The sequence below is a fragment of the Pseudoxanthomonas sp. 22568 genome (genome assembly GCF_052044485.1).
Lineage (GTDB): Bacteria > Pseudomonadota > Gammaproteobacteria > Xanthomonadales > Xanthomonadaceae > Pseudoxanthomonas_A > Pseudoxanthomonas_A beigongshangi.
The window spans coordinates 317822-336459 of record NZ_JBQENC010000001.1; the positions used below are offsets into that span (position 1 = coordinate 317822).

The 18638-nt window shown below is 67.8% G+C and carries 17 protein-coding genes; 14 read left to right on the forward strand and 3 right to left on the reverse strand.

The features are described 5' to 3' along the window. The first annotated feature begins 88 nt into the window (after positions 1-88). The 5 genes from ACTJI2_RS01610 (at position 89) to folE2 (ending at position 4748) form a co-directional block, all read left to right on the forward strand. Complete coding sequence (locus tag ACTJI2_RS01610) at positions 89-1432, forward strand: TRZ/ATZ family hydrolase (protein ID WP_440840856.1); 1344 nt, start codon at positions 89-91, stop codon at positions 1430-1432. Between the two features lie 75 nt (positions 1433-1507). Beyond that, the gene (gene ubiG, locus ACTJI2_RS01615; RefSeq protein WP_440840857.1) at positions 1508-2236 is read left to right on the forward strand and encodes a bifunctional 2-polyprenyl-6-hydroxyphenol methylase/3-demethylubiquinol 3-O-methyltransferase UbiG; all 729 of its coding nucleotides are present in this window, start codon (positions 1508-1510) and stop codon (positions 2234-2236) included. 5 nt (positions 2237-2241) lie between these two features. Then, entirely contained in the window at positions 2242-2943 is a 702-nt protein-coding gene (locus tag ACTJI2_RS01620) for a phosphoglycolate phosphatase (RefSeq protein ID WP_440840960.1), read from the forward strand. A 39-nt stretch (positions 2944-2982) separates the two neighbouring features. Beyond that, entirely contained in the window at positions 2983-3687 is a 705-nt protein-coding gene (locus tag ACTJI2_RS01625; protein WP_440840858.1) for a phytoene/squalene synthase family protein, read from the forward strand. Between the two features lie 128 nt (positions 3688-3815). After that, positions 3816-4748, forward strand: coding sequence for a GTP cyclohydrolase FolE2 (gene folE2, locus ACTJI2_RS01630; RefSeq protein ID WP_183637352.1), 933 nt, complete (start codon positions 3816-3818; stop codon positions 4746-4748). A gap of 248 nt (positions 4749-4996) precedes the next feature. On the opposite strand, the gene ACTJI2_RS01635 is transcribed toward folE2, so the two are convergent. The 3 genes from ACTJI2_RS01635 to yidD form a co-directional block, all read right to left on the reverse strand. Next, positions 4997-5824, reverse strand: coding sequence for a M23 family metallopeptidase (locus tag ACTJI2_RS01635; RefSeq protein WP_440840961.1), 828 nt, complete (start codon positions 5822-5824; stop codon positions 4997-4999). 65 nt (positions 5825-5889) lie between these two features. Next, a complete protein-coding gene (locus ACTJI2_RS01640) occupies positions 5890-7236 on the reverse strand; it encodes a dihydroorotase (RefSeq protein ID WP_192198899.1) in 1347 nt (448 codons plus the stop codon). Continuing rightward, positions 7237-7488 carry a membrane protein insertion efficiency factor YidD gene (gene yidD / locus ACTJI2_RS01645; protein ID WP_141452428.1) on the reverse strand — a complete coding sequence of 84 codons (252 nt, stop codon included), beginning with the start codon at positions 7486-7488 and terminating at the stop codon, positions 7237-7239. A gap of 96 nt (positions 7489-7584) precedes the next feature. On the opposite strand from yidD, the gene dksA reads away from it, so the two are divergent. The 9 genes from dksA (at position 7585) to ACTJI2_RS01690 (ending at position 18621) form a co-directional block, all read left to right on the forward strand. Continuing rightward, a complete protein-coding gene (dksA, locus tag ACTJI2_RS01650) occupies positions 7585-8625 on the forward strand; it encodes an RNA polymerase-binding protein DksA (RefSeq protein WP_440840859.1) in 1041 nt (346 codons plus the stop codon). An 80-nt stretch (positions 8626-8705) separates the two neighbouring features. Then, positions 8706-9155 (forward strand): nucleoside deaminase, encoded by a 450-nt coding sequence (locus ACTJI2_RS01655; RefSeq protein ID WP_440840860.1) that lies wholly within the window; start codon positions 8706-8708, stop codon positions 9153-9155. 156 nt (positions 9156-9311) lie between these two features. Beyond that, positions 9312-9971 carry an RNA polymerase sigma factor gene (locus tag ACTJI2_RS01660; RefSeq protein WP_440840862.1) on the forward strand — a complete coding sequence of 220 codons (660 nt, stop codon included), beginning with the start codon at positions 9312-9314 and terminating at the stop codon, positions 9969-9971. 43 nt (positions 9972-10014) lie between these two features. Continuing rightward, positions 10015-11082 carry a FecR family protein gene (locus ACTJI2_RS01665; protein ID WP_440840864.1) on the forward strand — a complete coding sequence of 356 codons (1068 nt, stop codon included), beginning with the start codon at positions 10015-10017 and terminating at the stop codon, positions 11080-11082. Positions 11083-11342: 260 nt separating this feature from the next. Further along, positions 11343-14741 (forward strand): TonB-dependent receptor domain-containing protein, encoded by a 3399-nt coding sequence (locus ACTJI2_RS01670; RefSeq protein WP_440840866.1) that lies wholly within the window; start codon positions 11343-11345, stop codon positions 14739-14741. Positions 14742-14919: 178 nt separating this feature from the next. After that, positions 14920-15498: a hypothetical protein gene (locus ACTJI2_RS01675; protein WP_440840867.1), complete on the forward strand. Its 579-nt coding sequence runs from the start codon at positions 14920-14922 to the stop codon at positions 15496-15498. A 159-nt stretch (positions 15499-15657) separates the two neighbouring features. Next, positions 15658-16569, forward strand: coding sequence for a hypothetical protein (locus tag ACTJI2_RS01680; RefSeq protein WP_440840868.1), 912 nt, complete (start codon positions 15658-15660; stop codon positions 16567-16569). A gap of 103 nt (positions 16570-16672) precedes the next feature. Next, positions 16673-17614, forward strand: a complete 942-nt coding sequence (locus ACTJI2_RS01685) for a hypothetical protein (protein ID WP_440840870.1) — start codon at positions 16673-16675, stop codon at positions 17612-17614. Positions 17615-17664: 50 nt separating this feature from the next. Then, entirely contained in the window at positions 17665-18621 is a 957-nt protein-coding gene (locus ACTJI2_RS01690; protein WP_440840871.1) for a hypothetical protein, read from the forward strand. The last annotated feature ends 17 nt before the right edge of the window (positions 18622-18638 follow it).

Genomic DNA, 18638 nt, shown 5'->3' on the forward strand with positions numbered 1-18638 from the left:
GAGCCGAGCCTCCTCCGACCGGAAGCACCGACGCCGTGAATCGCTTGCCTGATTCCGGCTCCCCGCGGAACCACGGATACGAGGACGCATGACCCACGACACCCGCCCCGAAGCTTGCGATCTCCTCATTGAGGCCGGTTTCGTCATCCCGGTGATGCCGCATGGGGTGGTGCTGGAAGACCATGCGGTGGCGGTGAAGGGCGGCGACATCCTCGCCATCCTGCCAATTGCCGATGCGCGCCAACGCTTCGTGCCGGAGCGGGTGGTGTCGCGACCGGATGCGGCGCTGCTGCCCGGTCTGGTCAACGCGCATACCCACAATCCGATGACGCTGCTGCGCGGCATCGCCGATGATCTGCCTCTCATGGAGTGGCTGCACAAGCACATCTGGCCGGTGGAAGCGGCGGTGATCGGCCCGGAATTCGTCGCCGACGGTACCACCCTGGCGATCGCCGAGATGCTGCGCGGCGGCACCACCTGTGCCAACGAAAACTACTTCTTCCCCGATGTGCAGGCCGCGGTCTACAAGCGCCACGGCTTCCGCGCGCGGGTCGGCCTGCCGGTGATCGATTTCCCGACCGCCTGGGCCAAGACCAGCGACGAATATTTCGACCGCGCGGGCGAGGTCCATGATCAATGGCGCGGCGATTCGCTGGTCGACACCGCGTTCGCGCCGCACGCACCGTATACGGTCAGCGACGCCAACTTCGAGCGCGTGCGCATGCTCTCGGACCAGCTCGACGTGCCGGTGCACCTGCACACCCACGAGACCGCGCAGGAAATCGCCGATTCGCTGAAGCAGTATGGCCAGCGTCCACTGGCGCGCCTGGATCGCCTGGGCCTGGTCAACGACCGCCTGATCGCGGTGCACATGACCCAACTGACCGAGGCCGAGATCCACCTGTGCGCCGAGCGTGGCGTGTCGGTGGTGCATTGCCCGGAATCCAACCTCAAGCTGGCCTCCGGTTTCTGCCCGGCCTGCGCGTTGCAACGCGCGGGCGTCAACCTGGCCATCGGCACCGACGGCTGCGCCAGCAACAACGATCTGGACATGTTCAGCGAGACCCGCACGGCGGCGCAGCTGGCCAAGGCGGTCGCGAACGACGCCACCGCCCTGGACGCCGCGACCGCGCTGCATGCGGCCACTCTCGGCGGCGCGCGCGCGCTGGGCTATGGCGATCGCATCGGTTCGATCGAGCCGGGCAAGCAGGCCGACCTGATCTGCGTGGATCTGGGTGCGCTGGACACCCAGCCGCTGCACCACGTCGTTTCCCAGCTCATCTACGCCACCGGCCGCCACCAGGTCAGCGACGTCTGGATCGCCGGCCAGCCGCGGCTGGTGCAGCGCGAACTGGTCGACATGGACACGGCCGGCCTGATCGCCAACGCGCGCCAATGGCGCGAGCGCATCCGTCTGCTGCATGGCGGATGATGTCCGTTCCCTACCGATTCCCCTGCCAGGTGTCCGCACGCCGATGCGGCCACCGGCTCCTGCCGAGGTGACCCCATGACCTCCACCGCTTCATCCGCGCCCTCCGGCGACAACTTCGATCAGGCCGAACTGGACAAGTTCGGCGCGCTCGCCAATCGCTGGTGGGACGAGCAGGGGCCGCAGAAGGCACTGCACGCGCTCAATCCGGTGCGCCTGGACTACGTGCGCCAGCGCGCGTCGCTGGCCGGCGCGCAGGCGCTGGACGTCGGCTGCGGCGGTGGCCTGCTCAGCGAAGCGCTGGCCAAGGCCGGCGCGCAGGTCACCGCGATCGACCTGGCGCCGGAACTGATCAAGGTGGCGCGCCTGCACAAGCTCGAGTCCGGCGTGCAGGTCGACTACCAGCTGCGTCCGGTCGAATCGCTGGCCGAGGAGCGTCCCGGCAGCTTCGACGTGGTCACCTGCATGGAAATGCTGGAGCACGTGCCGGATCCGGCGGCGATCATCGAGGCGTGCGCGCGCCTGCTGAAACCCGGCGGCCGGCTGTTCCTGTCCACCCTCAACCGCACCCCGGCCGCGTTCGCCCTGGCCATCGTGGGCGCCGAATACGTCGCCCGCCTGCTGCCCACCGGCACCCATCACTACCAGGACTTCATCAAGCCGTCCGAACTGGCCGCCTGGCTGCGCCAGTCCGGCCTGCAGCTGGAGGACGTCAGCGGCCTGGCCTACGAGCCGTGGCGGCAGCGCGCGCGGCTGGCGCGCCGCACCGACGTCAATTACCTGGCCTGCGCGGTGAAGGCGGCATGAGCCGGATGGATGGCGACGCCCCCAAGACCGGCCCCGGATTCCCTGCGGTGGCCCTGTTCGATCTCGACGGCACGCTGCTGGACAGCGCGCCGGATTTCGTCGCCACCGCCAACCGCATGCTCGCCGCACGCGGCCGCGCGCCGGTAACCCTGGCCGACCTGCGTCCACACGTGTCCAAGGGATCGCGGGCGATGGTGGGCGCGGCGTTCCCGGATATGGACGTCGCCGCGCGCGACGCGCTGGTGCCGGAATTCCTGGTGATCTACCAGGAGGAACTGGGCCGCCACAGCCATCCGTTCGAAGGCGTGGAAGCGATGCTGGCCGCGCTGGAAGCCGCCGGCACGCGCTGGGGCATCGTCACCAACAAGCCCGAGTACCTCGCCCGCGACGTGCTGCCGGCCGAAGGCTGGCAGGAACGCTGCGCGGTGCTGATCGGCGGCGACACCCTGGCCGAGCGCAAGCCGCATCCGCTGCCGTTGCAGGTGGCCGCCGAGCGGCTGGGCGTGGCTTGCGGCGACTGTGTCTACGTTGGAGACGACGAACGCGACATCGTCGCGGCGCGCGCGGCAGGCATGCCGTCGATCGCGGCGCTGTGGGGCTACCGTCTCGATGGCGACGATCCCGAAAGCTGGCAGGCCGAACGGATGTGCGACCAGCCCGCCGAACTGCTCGAACCGGACGCCTGGCCGACCGCGGTCGGCGCCTGAGCCATCTTCACGACCGACTTCCAGCACGTTCCCGTTCCCGTGTCCGATTCCTCCGCCCTCGAAAGCTTCCTCGACAAATGGCGCCAGCGCTGGCCGGAATGGCAGGTCGCCGAGATCTTCGTCGCGCCGGAACGACGCGCGCTGGCCGAAGCGTGGTTCTCGCTGCTCCAGGAATTCGACGACATCCTCAATATCGCAGGCGATCCGTTGCCGGCCGATGCCAAGTTGGCCTGGTGGGGCGAGGAATTGCGTAGTTGGGCGGATCGCCGCTCGCGTCATCCGTTGGGGCGGCGGCTGGAGCCGGTGCCTGCGCCGTGGGCGGAACTGGCCGATGCGCTGCCCGCGCTGATCGCGGCGCGCGATGCCGCCGCCGACGGCGACGACGCCTTCGCCCAACTGCGGGTTTACGGCGCGGCGGTGGCCGCGACGGAAGCCGCGGTCCTGGGCGGGACACCGGGTGCAGCGGCGGTGATTGCCCGGACCCTGGCGACCCGCTTGGCCGACACCGCGACCGCGGCGCTGCCGCGGTCGGCCGCGGGCAACGACGATCGCACGCGGCTGCGTGACTGGGCGCGCACGCTGGACCGGCGCTGGCCGGCGGCATCCGGCGCAAGCCGGGAGCGGCGCATCGTCGACGCCTTCGCCCACGCCCGCCTGCGCCGGTTCGCCAGGGCAGGGGAGGCCACCGCGCTGCCGTCCCGCCTGCGCCTGCTGCTGGGCGCCTGGAACGCCGCACGCGGCTGAGCGGGAAGCCCGCGATGGACGCGATCCATCGCTGCGATAGGCATGCGGATTCGCCGTAACGGACTGTTTCATCTGGCGATTCGGGGCTGGGGGTACAATGCGGGCCTGTTTTCTCCCCCCGTACCGACATGGCCTCCGTCCCTCCCGTGGCGCCACGCGCCGATCTTCCCGACGTCGCCCACCAGAGCGTGCCGTTGGCACGCGCGCTGGACTGGGTGGGCATGGAAGGCATCGCCCTGCCGGTGCGCATCGGCGATGGCGAGGGTGGGCAATTGCAGGTGCCGGCGAACATCGACGTGTTCGTCAACCTGACCAATCCGGACGCCCGCGGCATCCACATGTCGCGCCTGTACCTGCACCTGCAGGACGGCCTGTCGCGCGAGGCCATCACCCCGGCCGGGTTGCGCCACCTGTTGCAGGAAGGCGTGGCTTCGCAGCAGGGGCTGGCGAACCAGGCCCGCATCCGCCTGCGCTATGACGCGCTGTTGCGCCGGCGTGCGCTGGAAAGCGAGTACTCGGGCTGGAAGCGCTATCCGGTCGAGATCGACGCCACCCTGGTCGACGGTCACCTGCACCTGGCGCTGTCGTTCTCGGTCGAATACTCCAGCACCTGCCCGGCCTCGGCGGCGCTGTCGCGCCAGGCCAACGCCGAGCGGTTCGCCGAGGACTTCGCCGCCGCGCACCCGCTGTCGGTCGGCGTGGTCCGCGACTGGCTGTCTTCCGAGCGCGGACTGGCGGCGACGCCGCACGCCCAGCGCAGCCGCGCCAGCGTGCGCGTCGAATTGCGTCCGCAGTTCGAGGAACTGCCGCTGGTGGCGTTGATCGACGCGATCGAGGCCGCCCTGGGCACGCCGGTGCAGACCGCGGTCAAGCGGGTCGACGAACAGGCTTTCGCGCGCCTGAACGCGGAGAACCTGATGTTCTGCGAGGATGCCGCGCGCCGCGTGGCCGCCGCGCTCTCGCAGGATCCGCACGTGGCGCGCTACGACGCCACCGTCGCCCATTTCGAAAGCCTGCACCCGCACGACGCGGTCGCCCGCGTCAGCGGCAGCAACGGCTGAGCCGTCTCTCGCGCAAATCGGGAAAAGCTCGCGACTCACGTCGCTCCCACAAAAAGCTTCCCCTGTAGGAGCGACGTCAGTCGCGACCGTAACCTGCGTGTTGCCCGTACCTGTCATCGGCGACGCCTGCCTGCCTCGCTTGCCATTACTCCATCGCAATCGGACCGAAAAGCTCGCGACTTACGTCGCTCCTACAAGGGGAATTCTTGTGGGAGCGACGTGAGTCGCGAAAGCCGGTGAACCCACAATCACTTCGTTGCAGCCGCCTGCGCGCGCTCCAGCACCAGCAGCGGATCGATGCGCACGTCGAACCAGTTCATGCCCCAGTGCAGGTGCGGGCCGGTGGCGCGTCCGGTGGCGCCGACCGCGCCGATGACCTGGCCCTGCTCGACGCGATCGCCCACCTTCACGTCGATGCGTGACAGGTGCAGGAAATTGGAGCTGACCCCGTAGCCGTGATCCAGCAACAGGGTGCCGCCGGTCAGGTACAGATCCGGGCCGGCGAAGGTCACCACGCCCGCCGCAGGCGCCTTGACCGGCGTGCCATTGGGTGCGGCGATGTCCATGCCCGAATGGCCGGAACCGGGTTGTCCGTTGTAGACGCGCGCGTTGCCGAAGCGGCCGCTGATGCGGCCCTGCACCGGCCAGATGAAGGACTGGGCGAAATCGGTGCGATCGTCGTCGCGCGCGCGCGCGGCGGTGACCTGCGCCTGCTCGCGCCGGATCCGCTCGGCGATCGCCGGTGGCGGATTGACCGTCTTCGGCGGCACGCCGTTGACCCGCTCCACCGGCCAGTCGCGCGGCGTCACCGTGATGCGCGCGGTTTCCCGGCGCCCGGAGGGCGTCGTCACCTCGATACCCAGCGGGCCCGCTTCATCGCGGCCGACCCCGAACACCACCGTGCCATAGCCGCTGGTGCGCAACGCGCGGTTGGCATAACGCACCTGGCTGCCGGGCGGCACCTTGCCGAACACCAGCGCGCCCTGCGAGACCTGCGGGGGAAACACCACGCGCTCGTCCTGCGCACCGGCGGACGCGGGGCCGTAGGTACCCTCGGACAGCACCTCCTGCGCCAGCGCAGGACGGGCGGGGGAGAACAGCAAGACCAGGCCCAGCGCGCAGGCCGCGCCGGCCAGGCGCGTCACCGATCGAACTCCAGCCGCTGGCCGTTGGGCGTGCCGACCAGATGCTCGCCGTTCCAGACCAGCCGGCCGTTGACCCAGGTCGCGCCGATGCGCGAACGGAAGGTGGTGCCCTCGAACGGCGACCAGCCGCACTTGGACAGCACGTCCTCGCGGCGCACGGTGAACTCGGCGTCGTCCACCAGTACCAGATCCGCCCAATAGCCTTCGCGCAGGAAGCCGCGCTCGTGCACGTCGAACAGCTGCGCCGGGGCGTGTGACACCTTCTGCACGATCTCGGTCATCGTGGCGCGGCCCTCGTGGACCAGTTCCAGCGCCGCCACCAGCGCGTACTGGACCAGCGGCAGGCCGGACGGCGCCTGCGCGTAGGGCTTGGACTTCTCCTCCAGCGTGTGCGGGGCGTGGTCGGTCGCCAGCACGTCGATGACATCGTCGGCCAGCGCCTTGATCAGCGCCTCGCGATCGCTGGCGTCCTTGATCGCCGGGTTGCACTTGATGAAGTTGCCCAGCCGCGCGTAGTCGGCGCGGTCGAAGCGCAGGAAATGGATGCAGGTCTCGGCGGTGATCCGCTTGCGCTTGCCGGACGCGTCGATCAGGGGGCCGGGCGTGAACAGGGCCAGTTCGTCGGCGGTGGAGATGTGCAGCACGTGCAGGCGGGTGTCGTGGCGGCGGGCCAGTTCCAGCGCCAGCCGGGTCGACTTGATGCAGGCTTCGCGGCTGCGGATGTCCGGGTGGTGCTCGGCGGTCAGCGCATCGCCGTAGCGGGCCTGGAACGCGGCCATGTTGGCATCGATGGTCGGCGTGTCCTCGCAGTGCGTGATGATCGGGGTCGGCGCCTCGCGGAAGATGGCGTCCAGGGTCTCCGGGTTGTCCACCAGCATGTTGCCGGTCGAGGCGCCCATGAACACCTTGATGCCCGGCGCGGTCTTCGGGTCGAGCGCGCGGATGGCCTCCAGGTTGTCGTTGCTGGCGCCCAGGTAGAAGCCGTAGTTGCCCCAGGCCCGGCCCGCCGCCCGCTGGTACTTGGCTTCCAGCGCAGCCGAATCGAGGGTCGGCGGCACCGTGTTGGGCATGTCCATGAAACTGGTCAGGCCACCGGCCACCGCGGCGGCCGATTCGGTGGCGATATCGCCCTTGTGCGGCATGCCAGGCTCGCGGAAGTGGACCTGGTCGTCGATCATGCCCGGCAGCAGCCAGCGGCCGGCGGCGTCGACGACCTTTTCATCCGCCCCGGCGGACAGGCCGCTGCCGATGCGGGCGATGCGACCGTTCTCGATGCGCAGGTCGCCTTCGAATTCGCGGCCTTCGCTGGCCATCCGGGCATTGACGATGAGGGTGGAGGGCATTCAGTGCTTTCCTGTGCAGGGGGCGGAGGTTTCACCGGCGGGCGGCACCGGGTCGTGGCCGCCGGGATGCAGGGGATGGCAGCGGCCGATGCGGCGGGCGGCGAGCCAGCTGCCTTTCATCGGACCGAACCGGGCGATCGCTTCCATCGCGTATTCCGAACACGATGGCACGAAACGGCAGCGCGGACCCAGCAGCGGGCTGATGAAGCGCTTGTACACCCGCAGGACAGCAATGAGTACCCGGCCGATCATGTCCGGATGATAACCGTGTTGGGTTGCCGCTGCCCGCCGGGTAGGCTATAAAGTCGCGCTTTCCCGATGCTCGGGAAGAACAAGGAAGCGCTGTTCGTGGCTGCTAAGAAACCTGCAAAGAAGGCCGCCAAGGCCGCCAAGAAAACCGCCAAGCCCGTCGCCAAGAAGCCTGTCGTGAAGAAGGCTGTCGCCAAGAAACCGGCCGCCAAGCCGGTGGCCAAGAAGGCGGCGCCCAAGCCCGTCGCCAAGAAAGCCGTGGCCAAGAAGCCGGCCGCAAAGCCGGCGGCCAGGAAGGCGGCGCCCAAGCCCGCGCCCGCCAAGGCAAAACCGGCCGCCAAGCCGGTGGCGAAGAAGGCTGTGGCCAAGAAGACCGCTCCCGTCGCAGCACCGAAGACCAAACCCGCACCGAAGCCCGCCCCCAAGCCGGCTCCGGCCAAGACTGCTCCCCCGAAGGCCCCCGCACCGCGCTCGACCGCTCCCGCCGCACCTCGGCAGGAGGCCAAGCCCGCGCCGGCTCCGGTGGCCAAGGCTCCATCCCCCGCAAAGCCAGTGCCCGCACCGAAACCGACCAGCAAGACAACCAATTCCGCCCCCGTGACCAGCAAGCCTGCCATCGCTCCCCGTTCCACCGGCAAGGTGGCCGTGGCCGTGGCCGCCAAGCCGCAGGCTCCCGTCGTCCGGGAAAAATTCAAAGTGGTGCCCTACAAGACCGATGACGCCACCGGTCGACCGATCGTTCCCCATGGCTACAAGCCGGCCGTGGACGAGGAGTACATGAGTCCGCTCCAGCTCGAATATTTCCGCCAGCGCCTGCTGCAGTGGCGTGCGGATCTGGTCGAGGAATCCAAGCAGACCATCGAGAACCTGAAGGACGAGGTCCGCGACATCGGCGACGAAGCCGAGCGCGCCACCCGCGAAACCGAGAACTCGCTGGAACTGCGTACCCGCGATCGCTACCGCAAGCTGATCGGCAAGATCGACAGCACGCTCAAGCGCGTGGATGCCGGCGACTACGGCTACTGCGTCGACACCGGCGAGGAAATCGGCCTGGAGCGCCTGGAGGCGCGCCTGACCGCCGAGCGCACCATTGATGCGCAGGAGCGCTGGGAACACATGCAGAAGCAGCAGGGCGACTGATTCCGCGCTCCTCGTTGCCATCCCCGTGAACCCCGCTCAGGCGGGGTTCGCTTTTTCCGCGACCCGCGACAGGAGGCGGCATGGATCACGAGCAGTTCATGCGCGAGGCAATCGCGCTCGCCAGGGCCAACATCGCCGACGGAGGCCGTCCGTTCGGCGCGGTGCTGGTGCGGGACGGCGAAGTCGTCGCCCGCGCCGCCAACGGCATCCATCGCGACCACGATCCCACCGCGCACGCCGAACTGCTGGCCATCCGCCAGGCCGGCGCACGCCTGGGCACGCCGCGCCTGGACGGCTGCGTGATCTACGCCAGCGGCCACCCGTGCCCGATGTGCCTGGCCGCCATGCACCTGTGTGGCATCGGCGAGGCGTGGTTCGCCTATTCGAACGAAGACGGCGCGCCGTACGGCCTGTCCACCGCCGCCGTGTACGCCGAGATGGCGCTGCCGCCGGATGCGCACGCCACCTTGCGGCTGGCACGGCTGCGGCCGGCCGGCGAGGACGGCCTGTACCGGGAATGGCACACGTAGAGCCGAGCTCGCTCGGCTCCGCCGCCAACTTCCAACTGGGCCGCTCCTGGATGGGAAATCGCGGTGCCGCGGCGGGGCCTGCCAGCCGACCGGATATTGCGTTGCAACGTGCGCGGCCCCCGGCGTGTGCCTAGTCTGGCGCACGTACCCGACCGTATGCGCCGTGCCGGCCCGCCCGCGGGCACCCGCCGGATGGAGGTCGGATTTCCTTTTCTCAGGACGATCGCCAGACAGGGGATGCCGGTGTCCGAACCATCGCCTTTCGCCCAGGGTTCCCCTCGCATCGACGAGGGCAGCGACGGGCGCGACGACCTGCTGAACACCATTTCGCTGCGCTATCGCGCGCCGTTGCGCGGTTTCTTCGCCAAGCGGGTCCGGGATGCCAGCGAGGTTGACGACCTGACCCAGGAAGTGTTCCTGCACCTGCTGCGGCGCGCCCGCGGCGGCGCCATCGAGCATGTGGAGCAGTACGTGTTCCAGGTGGCGGCCAACGTCCTGCGCGACTGGGCACGTCGGCGCAAGGTCCGGGCGATGGATGTCCAGGAGTCGTTCGACGAGGATCTTCACCAGCCCGCTACGGATATTTCGCCGGAGCGCGTCTTACTGGGGGAGGAGGCGGTCCGGGTGATGACCGCCGTCCTGCGGAGCCTGCCCGAACGGACCCGCGACGTTTTCGTGCTGAGGACCATGGAAAAGCGCAAATACACTGAAATCTCGGTCATGCTGGGCATCTCCGTCCGGGCCGCCGAGAAACACATGGCCAAGGCGCTGGCCCGGTTGGGCGGCGCGCTGGGCGGGATGCCGGAGGGCGCATGACCCCGCCGGACAGGCACACGACAGAGACTGGCGAAACGCACCCATGAACTCGCGGACTCCTCCAACGACCTGGGCGATGGACTTCGCGGCGGACAGCGCCGACGAGGCGGCCGCGCGCTGGAGCGAGATCCTGCGCGATGCACCCGACCAGCCGCGCCTGCGCGAGGGCTTCGATGCCTGGCATGCGCGGTCGCCGGAGAACGCGGCGGCCTGGCGGCGCATCCAGGCCGCGAATCACTGGGTACGCACGCTGTCGGATTCACCGGAAATGCAGTCGTTGCGCCGCGAGACGCTGGCACGCGTGGCCGAAGGCAGGTTGCGCTCCTCGCGGCGATGGCGGCGGCTGTCGATTGCTGCCTCGCTGCTGTTGCTGACCGGCGTGGGTGTCATCGCGCTGAGGCCGGAGGCCACCCGCGGGTTGTTCTCCGGCGCGGGCGACACCCTGGCCGGCAATGTCTACCAGACCGGCGTGGGCCAGCGCAGCGTGGTGACGATGGACGACGGTTCGGTGGTCACCCTCAACACCGACAGCCGGCTGTCGGTGCATTACCGCGCTGACGTCCGCGCGGTGACCCTTGAACGTGGGCAGGCCCTGTTCAAGGTCGCCAAGGATCGTTCGCGCCCGTTCGTGGTCACCGCGGATGGAAAGCGGGTGACCGCGCTGGGCACCGAGTTCGACGTGCGGGTCGGGGAGCGCCTGTTCGAAGTCACCTTGCTGGAAGGTCGCGTGGGTGTCGCGCCGGCGCAGGGCGTCGCACCATCGCCGGCCAATGCGGCGACGCTGGCGGAATTGCATCCGGGCCAGCAGTTCGTCGCCACCGACGGATCCCGGCCGGTGGTGCGGGTGGCCGACGTGGGGCGCGTGGTCAGCTGGCGCACCGGCCAGATCGTATTCGACAACGAGCGATTGGACGCCGCGATTGCCGAAGTGAACCGCTATTCGCGGAGAAAGGTGGTGCTGGGCGATCCACAGCTCGCTTCGCTGAAGATCAGCGGCGCGTTCAATGCCGGCGATACGCATACGTTCGTCGAGGCGTTGACGAATTACTTCCCCATCCAGCGCGATCCGCGCGAAGACGATCGCGTGGTGCTCGAATCGCGCTCCCGGTGAGCGCGCGCACATCCCCGCGCCATGGCGCGCGCGGAATGATCCCGGACTGACGCGGGCCTCCGCCCGGCGATTCTTGTTGCGTCGCAAAACAGATCCCGCGGGTCCAGTATTCCAGTCGTGATCTTTTTTTTCCGATCACGGTTCGGGTTTTGCGCGGGAGCGCGTCTGTACGGAAGTACGTCGCCATCACGACGTGGCCGCGTGACAAAAAAACTCGGGGAGGAAGCATGGGAGTTCGTTCGTCTCGATTCGCAAAGCACGTGCTCAGGCCTTGTGCCCTGGTACTGGCGCTGTCGCCGATACTCGCGGCGCAGGCGCGAGACGGCACCGACCCGCCCGCGCGTTTCGAGATACCCCAGCAGACCCTCAGTGCGGCCTTGTCCGACTATGCGCGCCAGAGCGGCAAGCAACTGTTGTATTCGCCCGAACTTGCGGTCGGAAGAAGCGGACGCGCGGTGGTGGGCAGCAAGGCGCCGACACAGGCACTGGAAGAATTGCTCGAAGGCACCGGACTGACCTATACCGTCAGCCCTTCGGGGGCGATCCTGATCAGGGATCCCGCGCAGGCCGCCCGCGAAGCGGCGGCGAAGAAGGACAAGCCGGGCGGGCCGCAGGGAAACGGACAGGAGGTCGCCGCCCTGCAGTCGGCGACGACCTCCGGGACCGTGGCCCAGCAGACTGCAAGCGAAACCGCGACAAGAACTGCTGAAGCGCGCAACGAGACCACGCTGGATACCCTGGTGGTCACCGCGCAGAAGAAGGTGGAGAACATCCAGAAGGTTCCCATCGCCATCAGCGCCTTCAGTGGCGACGATCTCAATGATCGCAAGATCGAGACCGGTGGCGATCTGGTCACGGCGACGCCGAACGTCACCTTCTCCAAGACCAATTTCGCCAGCTACAACTTCCAGATCCGCGGCATCGGCACGCAGGCGCTGTCGGTGACCACCGACCCGGCGGTCGCGGTCAGCTTCAACAGCACGCCGATGATCCGCAACCGCCTGTTCGAGCAGGAATACCTGGACGTGGAGCGGGTGGAAGTGCTGCGCGGTCCGCAGGGGACGCTGTACGGGCGCAACGCCACCGCCGGCGTGGTCAACATGATCCCGAACCTGGCCGATCCGGAAGCCTTCGACGCCAGCGTCAAGACCGAGCTCGGCAACTACGAATCGCGCCGGGTCAACGCGATGATCAACGTCCCGTTGAGCGAGACCTTCGCTTTCCGCGTGGCCGCGCAGTACACCAAGCGCGATGGATACGATCACAACACGGTCACCGACAGGGATGTCAATGACCGTGACCTGATGACCACGCGGTTGTCGGCGACGTTCCGGCCCAGCGAACGCTTCAGTGCCAGCGTGGCCTGGGAGCATTTCCAGGAAGACGACATGCGCGCCCGCACCGGCAAGCAGATCTGCCACAACGATCCAGGGCCCGCCACGATCGGCGGCTACGAGCCGGTCTTCGGCAATGCCCGCAACTATCTCAGCCAGTCCTGCAAGGACGGCTCGCTTTACGGCAACGACGCGTTCGGTGTGCCCAATGCCGCGAGCCTGCCCTACATCCTGGGCGCGTCGCCGGTGATCCTGGGCCTGCTGGTGGACGAGAACGGATTCCCGATCGGCGGATTGCCGCTGCTTCCGCTCGGCGTGGACCCTTACGCCGGGCTGCGGCAATCGACCGACCTGCGCGAAATCGCCACCACCTACGACCCCCGTTTCGAGGCGAAGAACGACGTCGTGCAGATCAACCTCGATTTCGGCCTGACCGATCAGCTGAATCTGGTATCGCAGACGCTGTACACGCGTGACCGCTACTACTCCACCCAGGACTACGGAAGATTCCAGTCCAATCCGATCTTCAACGACAGCAACGATGCCCTGCAGTTCCTGCCGGACTTCACCCTGGGGCCGGCCTATCCGGCCACGCCGGGCGGCATCTTTTGCGACCCGCAGCTGGGTTGCTCGAACCGGCTGCTGAACGTCGACCTGGTCGATTCCTACAGCACGCAGTGGTCGCAGGAATTCCGCCTGCAATCGGCGTTCGACGGCAAGTTCAATTTCAGCGTGGGCGCCAACTACCTGGAATACGAGGTTGACGAAAGCTACTACGTATTCAGCAACATGTTCAGCGCGCTGGCGCAGCTGTTCTTCAACGGCAACGGCAGCGGCACGGCGCCAGGGAATTGTCCCGCGGGAACCGCGACACGGTTCGATCCGAATCAGGGCATCGACGTGCCCTGCGTGTATATCGACCCCAATCCGCTGCGCTCCATCAATGGGCAGGGACACAATTACTTCCGTAGCCGCAACGTCGCCAAGACGCGGTCGGCGGCGATCTTCGGTGAAGGCTACTGGCAGCTGTCCGATACGCTGCGACTGACCGCCGGTGTGCGGCTCACCCGGGATCGCAAGATCACCACGCCGTACGCGAGCCAGACGCTGCTGGGCGATTCCACCGTGGGCGGCAACTCGTCGCTGTTCGGCGGGTACACCGGATATGGCTATCCCGCCGGCCCGGACATCCGGCAAACCTGGACCGAGCCGACCGGACGCCTGGTGCTGGATTGGTCGCCGGACCTGTCCTTCACCGACAGCACGCTGGTCTATGCATCGATATCGCGCGGCTACAAGGCCGGCGGCACCAATTCACCAGGCGTGGGAGCCAATCCGGAGGCGCTCAGCTTCGAACAGCGCAACCCCGAGTTCCGGCCCGAGTACGTCAACGCGTTCGAGATCGGTACCAAGAACGTGATGGCCGGCGGCCAGCTGATGTTCAACGCCACTGCGTTCTACAACGACTACAAGGACTACCAGGTCTCGCAGATCCAGGACCGCGCCACCCTCAACGAGAATTTCGATGCGCGCACCTGGGGCGCGGAGTTCGAACTGGTATGGAAGCCGACCGACGCCTTCCAGATCAGCGGCAACGTGGGCCTGCTGCGCAGCCGTATCGGCGCCAACCAGTACTCGATCGACGTGATGGATCGGACCGCGGGAAATCCCGAATGGACCACCGTGCGTCCATGGATGCAACTGGCGTCGAACTGCATCGCGCCGACCGCGCTGGTATCGATGGCGCTGGAGAACTATTTCGCCGATCCGTTCAACCAGATGTACAGCAATGCTGGCTTCCTCAACAGCTTCTGCACCGTCAACTACTACACGGCGATGGGTGGGTTCACGGCGGACCGCGGTTTCAATGGCGGCCCCGGGCCGTACGCCTATCTGTTGAATGGCGCCTATTACAACCCGGAAACCGACGCGCCCAACGGTGGCGCAGGCTTCGCCAAGAACGTCGGTGGAAATGAACTGCCGAACGCACCGCACATTACGGTCAGCCTGAGCCCGCAGTACACCTTCCTGCTGGCGGACAGCGAGCTGACCCTGCGCGCGGATCTCTACTACCAGGGCAAGAGCTGGGCGCGCATCTACCAGGACCGGATCGATCGGCTCAAGGAATGGGGCAACGTCAACCTGTCGCTGACCTGGTACAAGCCGGCCACCGATCTGACCGTGCAGCTGTACGTGAAAAACGCGCTGGATGAGGAGGCCATCACCGGCACCTTCCTCAACAGCGACGACACCGGCCTGACTTCCAATGTCTTCATCCAGGATCCCCGGATCATCGGGCTGTCCATCCGCAAGGGATTCTTCTGACCGACCGAACGGTCCGCGGATAGCGGGTCGAGACAAACCAGACAACAGCAAGCGATGTTTCCGAGGACGCCATGGATGGCGTCCACCTCGGATGACCTCTCTGCTTCGAACACGAAAAAGCCATTTGGGTGCATCCGCATTCAAATACACCAGCAACCCTCCATCGGAGAAAGGCACCATGTCAAAGTTCAAGGTAAGCTTGCTTGCAGCCGTGTCCGCCGTTGCGATGTTCGGCGCCGCATCGGCATCCGCCGCCACGTTCCAGGTCTGGAACGGCAGCAGTTGGGGTGATGGCACCACCCATTTCGTGGGAACCACGACGGCCTCGTATTTCGGCAACTCGCTCCCGTGTTCGTCCGCGGATTTCACTGTTGTGGTGAGTGGCGGCGTCGCCAGCATCACCGCGGTCAGCTTCGGTGGCAGCGCCGCGTGCGCGGCTATCGTGCCGCGTGGGCTGCCGTGGAAGGTCAGCATCACCGCCACCAGCGGTACCGGCGGTACCCTCACCATCGGCGATACCGCCAGCACGACGACCAATGTGGGTGGCGTGAACGTGTTCATCCCCGCGCCGCTTAACGCGAACTGCCCGAGCGCCGCCGGACGCGCGCCGTTGCCCAACGTGGCGATGACCAACGGTTCGTCCACCACACCCGCGAGCATCCAGTTCAGTGGAACGCTCGGTGGCTGCGCCGTTGCTTCGACGGCACCCACCCATCTGCGCACCACCGGTTGGCCAGTGGCACGGGTCATCCCGTGATCTGAGCCTGTTCAAAGCCAGGGGGCTGCCCAGGGGCGATGCCGTCCGTGGCGAGCCCCTCCCGCCACGGTCACACGCATCGAGGCAGCCCCCTGGGCACTTCATCCATCCCGTTACCGACCCGGACGCGCGTCCGGAACGCACATGCAGGAGTCCGTCATGTTGAAGACGTCGTTGTCCGTTGTCCTCGCGGGATTGGCGGCGATGGCCGCCATGCCCGCGGCCATCGCGGGTACGCCATCCGGTCCGTATGCGATGTTCAAGTATTGTCCGTACACGAATCCCAGCGTGGGTTCCTGCGTGATCAACACCACCGACTCGGGCGTGTTCGTCATCGGCAACACCACCTTGCCGATCGACAAGCCCATCGTGCTGCAGGGCGGGGTGGAGAACCTGGGGCCGTCGCCGCTGTACCAGGCGGTGGGCGCACCGACGCTTTCGGCGCCACCGGCCAAGGTGCCGGGTGGCCTGCTGGGCATCATGAACCCGGCGCCTGACTGGCCCGGCCCGTTGTGGACCGCGTTCTGGGCGGTCGTGGCCACGGTCAACGACGTCACCGCCACCATGGAGCCGGTCGCGTTGGCGCAGACCAATTTCGGCAACGCGCTGTTCCCGCCGACCGACGGAAGCGACCCCACCGCGGCGCAGCTGGCGGTGCGCGTGCACCTGCAGAATCCGTTCCTGGGCAACAACTGCTACATCGGTTCGCCGCAGAACCCGATCATCATCAAGCTGCAGACCGGTACCACCCAGCCGCCGCCGCCGAACCAGCCGATCGCGGGCAATCCCGGCACGGTCGAGACCATCATCACCGACGAGGAGAATTTCATCGGCTACCTGCAGGTGACCGATGCCACCTTCGTCGACAACAGTTTCGCGGTGCCCGCGGCCACCGGCTGCGGCAACATCGCACTGGGGCTGCCGATCCTCACGCCCATCCTGCAATCGCTGGTCACGGGTGCGGTCAACCTGAAGGTCGGGTTGCCTTCCGCCGCGGGCAAGAACACCGCAGTGCTCAACAGCGACGCCGCCATTGCCGCGTCGGCGTTCGTGCTGGGGAGCGAGCAATAGACGGATGCACGCCGAGGTGAAACGGCGGGGCAGGATGCCAGGGCCAGGGACGGGCGGCGCGGGGTGGCCAGGGAAGGCCGCCTTGCGCGTATCCTGCTGAACCATGCGCGGCAACCGTCTCGTCATCCCGCTGATCGTGGTCGTCATGGCCGCGCTCGCGGGTGCGTACTGGCTGGGGCGGTCGCAGCCCTCCGCACCGCGCGGCGACACGGAATCTCCCGCGCCGGCCGTACCGGCGAGTCGAGCCGGGTCCGCGCAGGCGAGCCTGCGGAACGAATCTCGCGCACGGGGTTATTTCGCCGAACTGCAGACCGCCGCCGACGGCGGCGATCTGGCGGCGTCGACGCGCCTGTATCGCAACCTGGACCTGTGCCATCGCCTGCGCTCGGCGGCCTGGAGCAATGCCGTGCTGGCCGGCGAGTTGCTCGACACGCAGACCCGCGGCATGAGCGCCGCGCAGTTGGAGAATTACCGGGCGCAACTGGATGGAATCGAATCGCGCCGGCAGAACGCGCGACGGATGAGCGAGCTTTGCGACGGCGCCGATGCGGCGACCCTGGACTCGCTGGTACCGAGCCTGCGCCAGGCCGCGCAACTGGGAGAACCCTACGCGCGCGCTTGCTACCTGGCGATGGGCCCCGGGTTGGACATGCGCGCGCTCGCCAGGCATCCCGAATGGATCGATACCTATCGCGCCAGCGTTCCGGGAATGGTCGAGGCCGGCCTGGCCGCCGGTGACTGGGCGATGGTGAATGTCCTGCGAACCGCCTTGCAGCCTGGTGCGGAGGGCTTGCTGGGCGGCGCGCTGGACGCCGATCCCGCGCAACACTTCCGTTATCTCAAGCTCTACCGGCTGGGCGCGGGAGCCGGCGACATCGCGGTGCTGGACCAGCAACTGGCAGTGGCCGCCGCGCGGCTGTCGCCGCAGCAGCGCGCCGAGGCCGAAACCTGGGCCGACACCACGTTCCGGCGCGACTTCGGCGGCCGTCCTTCGGCCGGCGCACCGGGACTAGACCGGGATCCCTGCGTGTTCCCGCATGAGTGAGGGGAACGGATGTGCATCGACGAGGATTTGACCGTGGGACGATCCGGACAATGAAGTGGAAACACGCAATCATGGCCTGCACCGCGCTGGTGGCGGTCGCGGGCGTCTACGCGCTCGGCCGCTGGAGCGCCTTGCCGACGCCGGAAACCGCGCCGCGCGCCGCGCAAACGCGCTCGGCTGGAGACGGTGCCGGCGGCGCGGACGCCGCACCGGCAACACCTGCGAAGGGCGGCGTCCTGCCGCCGGTCTCCGCATCGCTCGGCGCGACCTTCAGCGATTTGCAGGCACGCGCGAACGCCGGCGATCTCGACGCCGCGCGCCGGCTGGTCCGCGACCTCGACCGCTGCAGTCGCCTGCGTGCCAACGAGTGGCGCAACGCGGGCACCACCCAGGCGCTGCTGGATCGCAAGACCGATGGCATGAGCGCGGCGCAACTGCGGACCTACCAGGTGCTGCTGGACGCGATGGACATGCGCCAGCAGACCGCGGGCAGGAACCGGGAAATGTGCGCCGGCGCGGACGACAAGATGCTCGCGACCCTGGTGCCCAACATCGCCCAGGCGGCGCGGCTGGGCGATGCCGACGCACGCGCGTGCTATCTAGGCCGGGGGCCGCTCTACGACGTGCGTGGCCTGATCGAGCATCCCGGCGTGCTGCAGGGCTATCGCCGCGATGCCACGGCGATGATCGACGCCGGTCTGGCGGCGGGCGACTGGCGCGTGGTGGATCTCCTGCAACGCGCCTATGAACCGGGTGCCGAAGGACTGCTGGCCGGCATGCTCGGCCCCGATCCGGCGCAGCACTATCGCTATCTCAAGCTGTACCGGCTGGGGGCGGAACCTCATCGCGTGGCCCAACTCGATCGGCAGATCGCCGCGATTGCCGCCAGCCTGTCGCCGGAACAGCGCTACGATGCCGACCGCTGGGCGCAGGGCACGTTCGAAGACAAGTTCAGCGGCAGCTCGACGACTTCGACGCCGCCAGGCTGGGAGGCGTGCAGCTTCTGATCGCGGATGAGAAACCC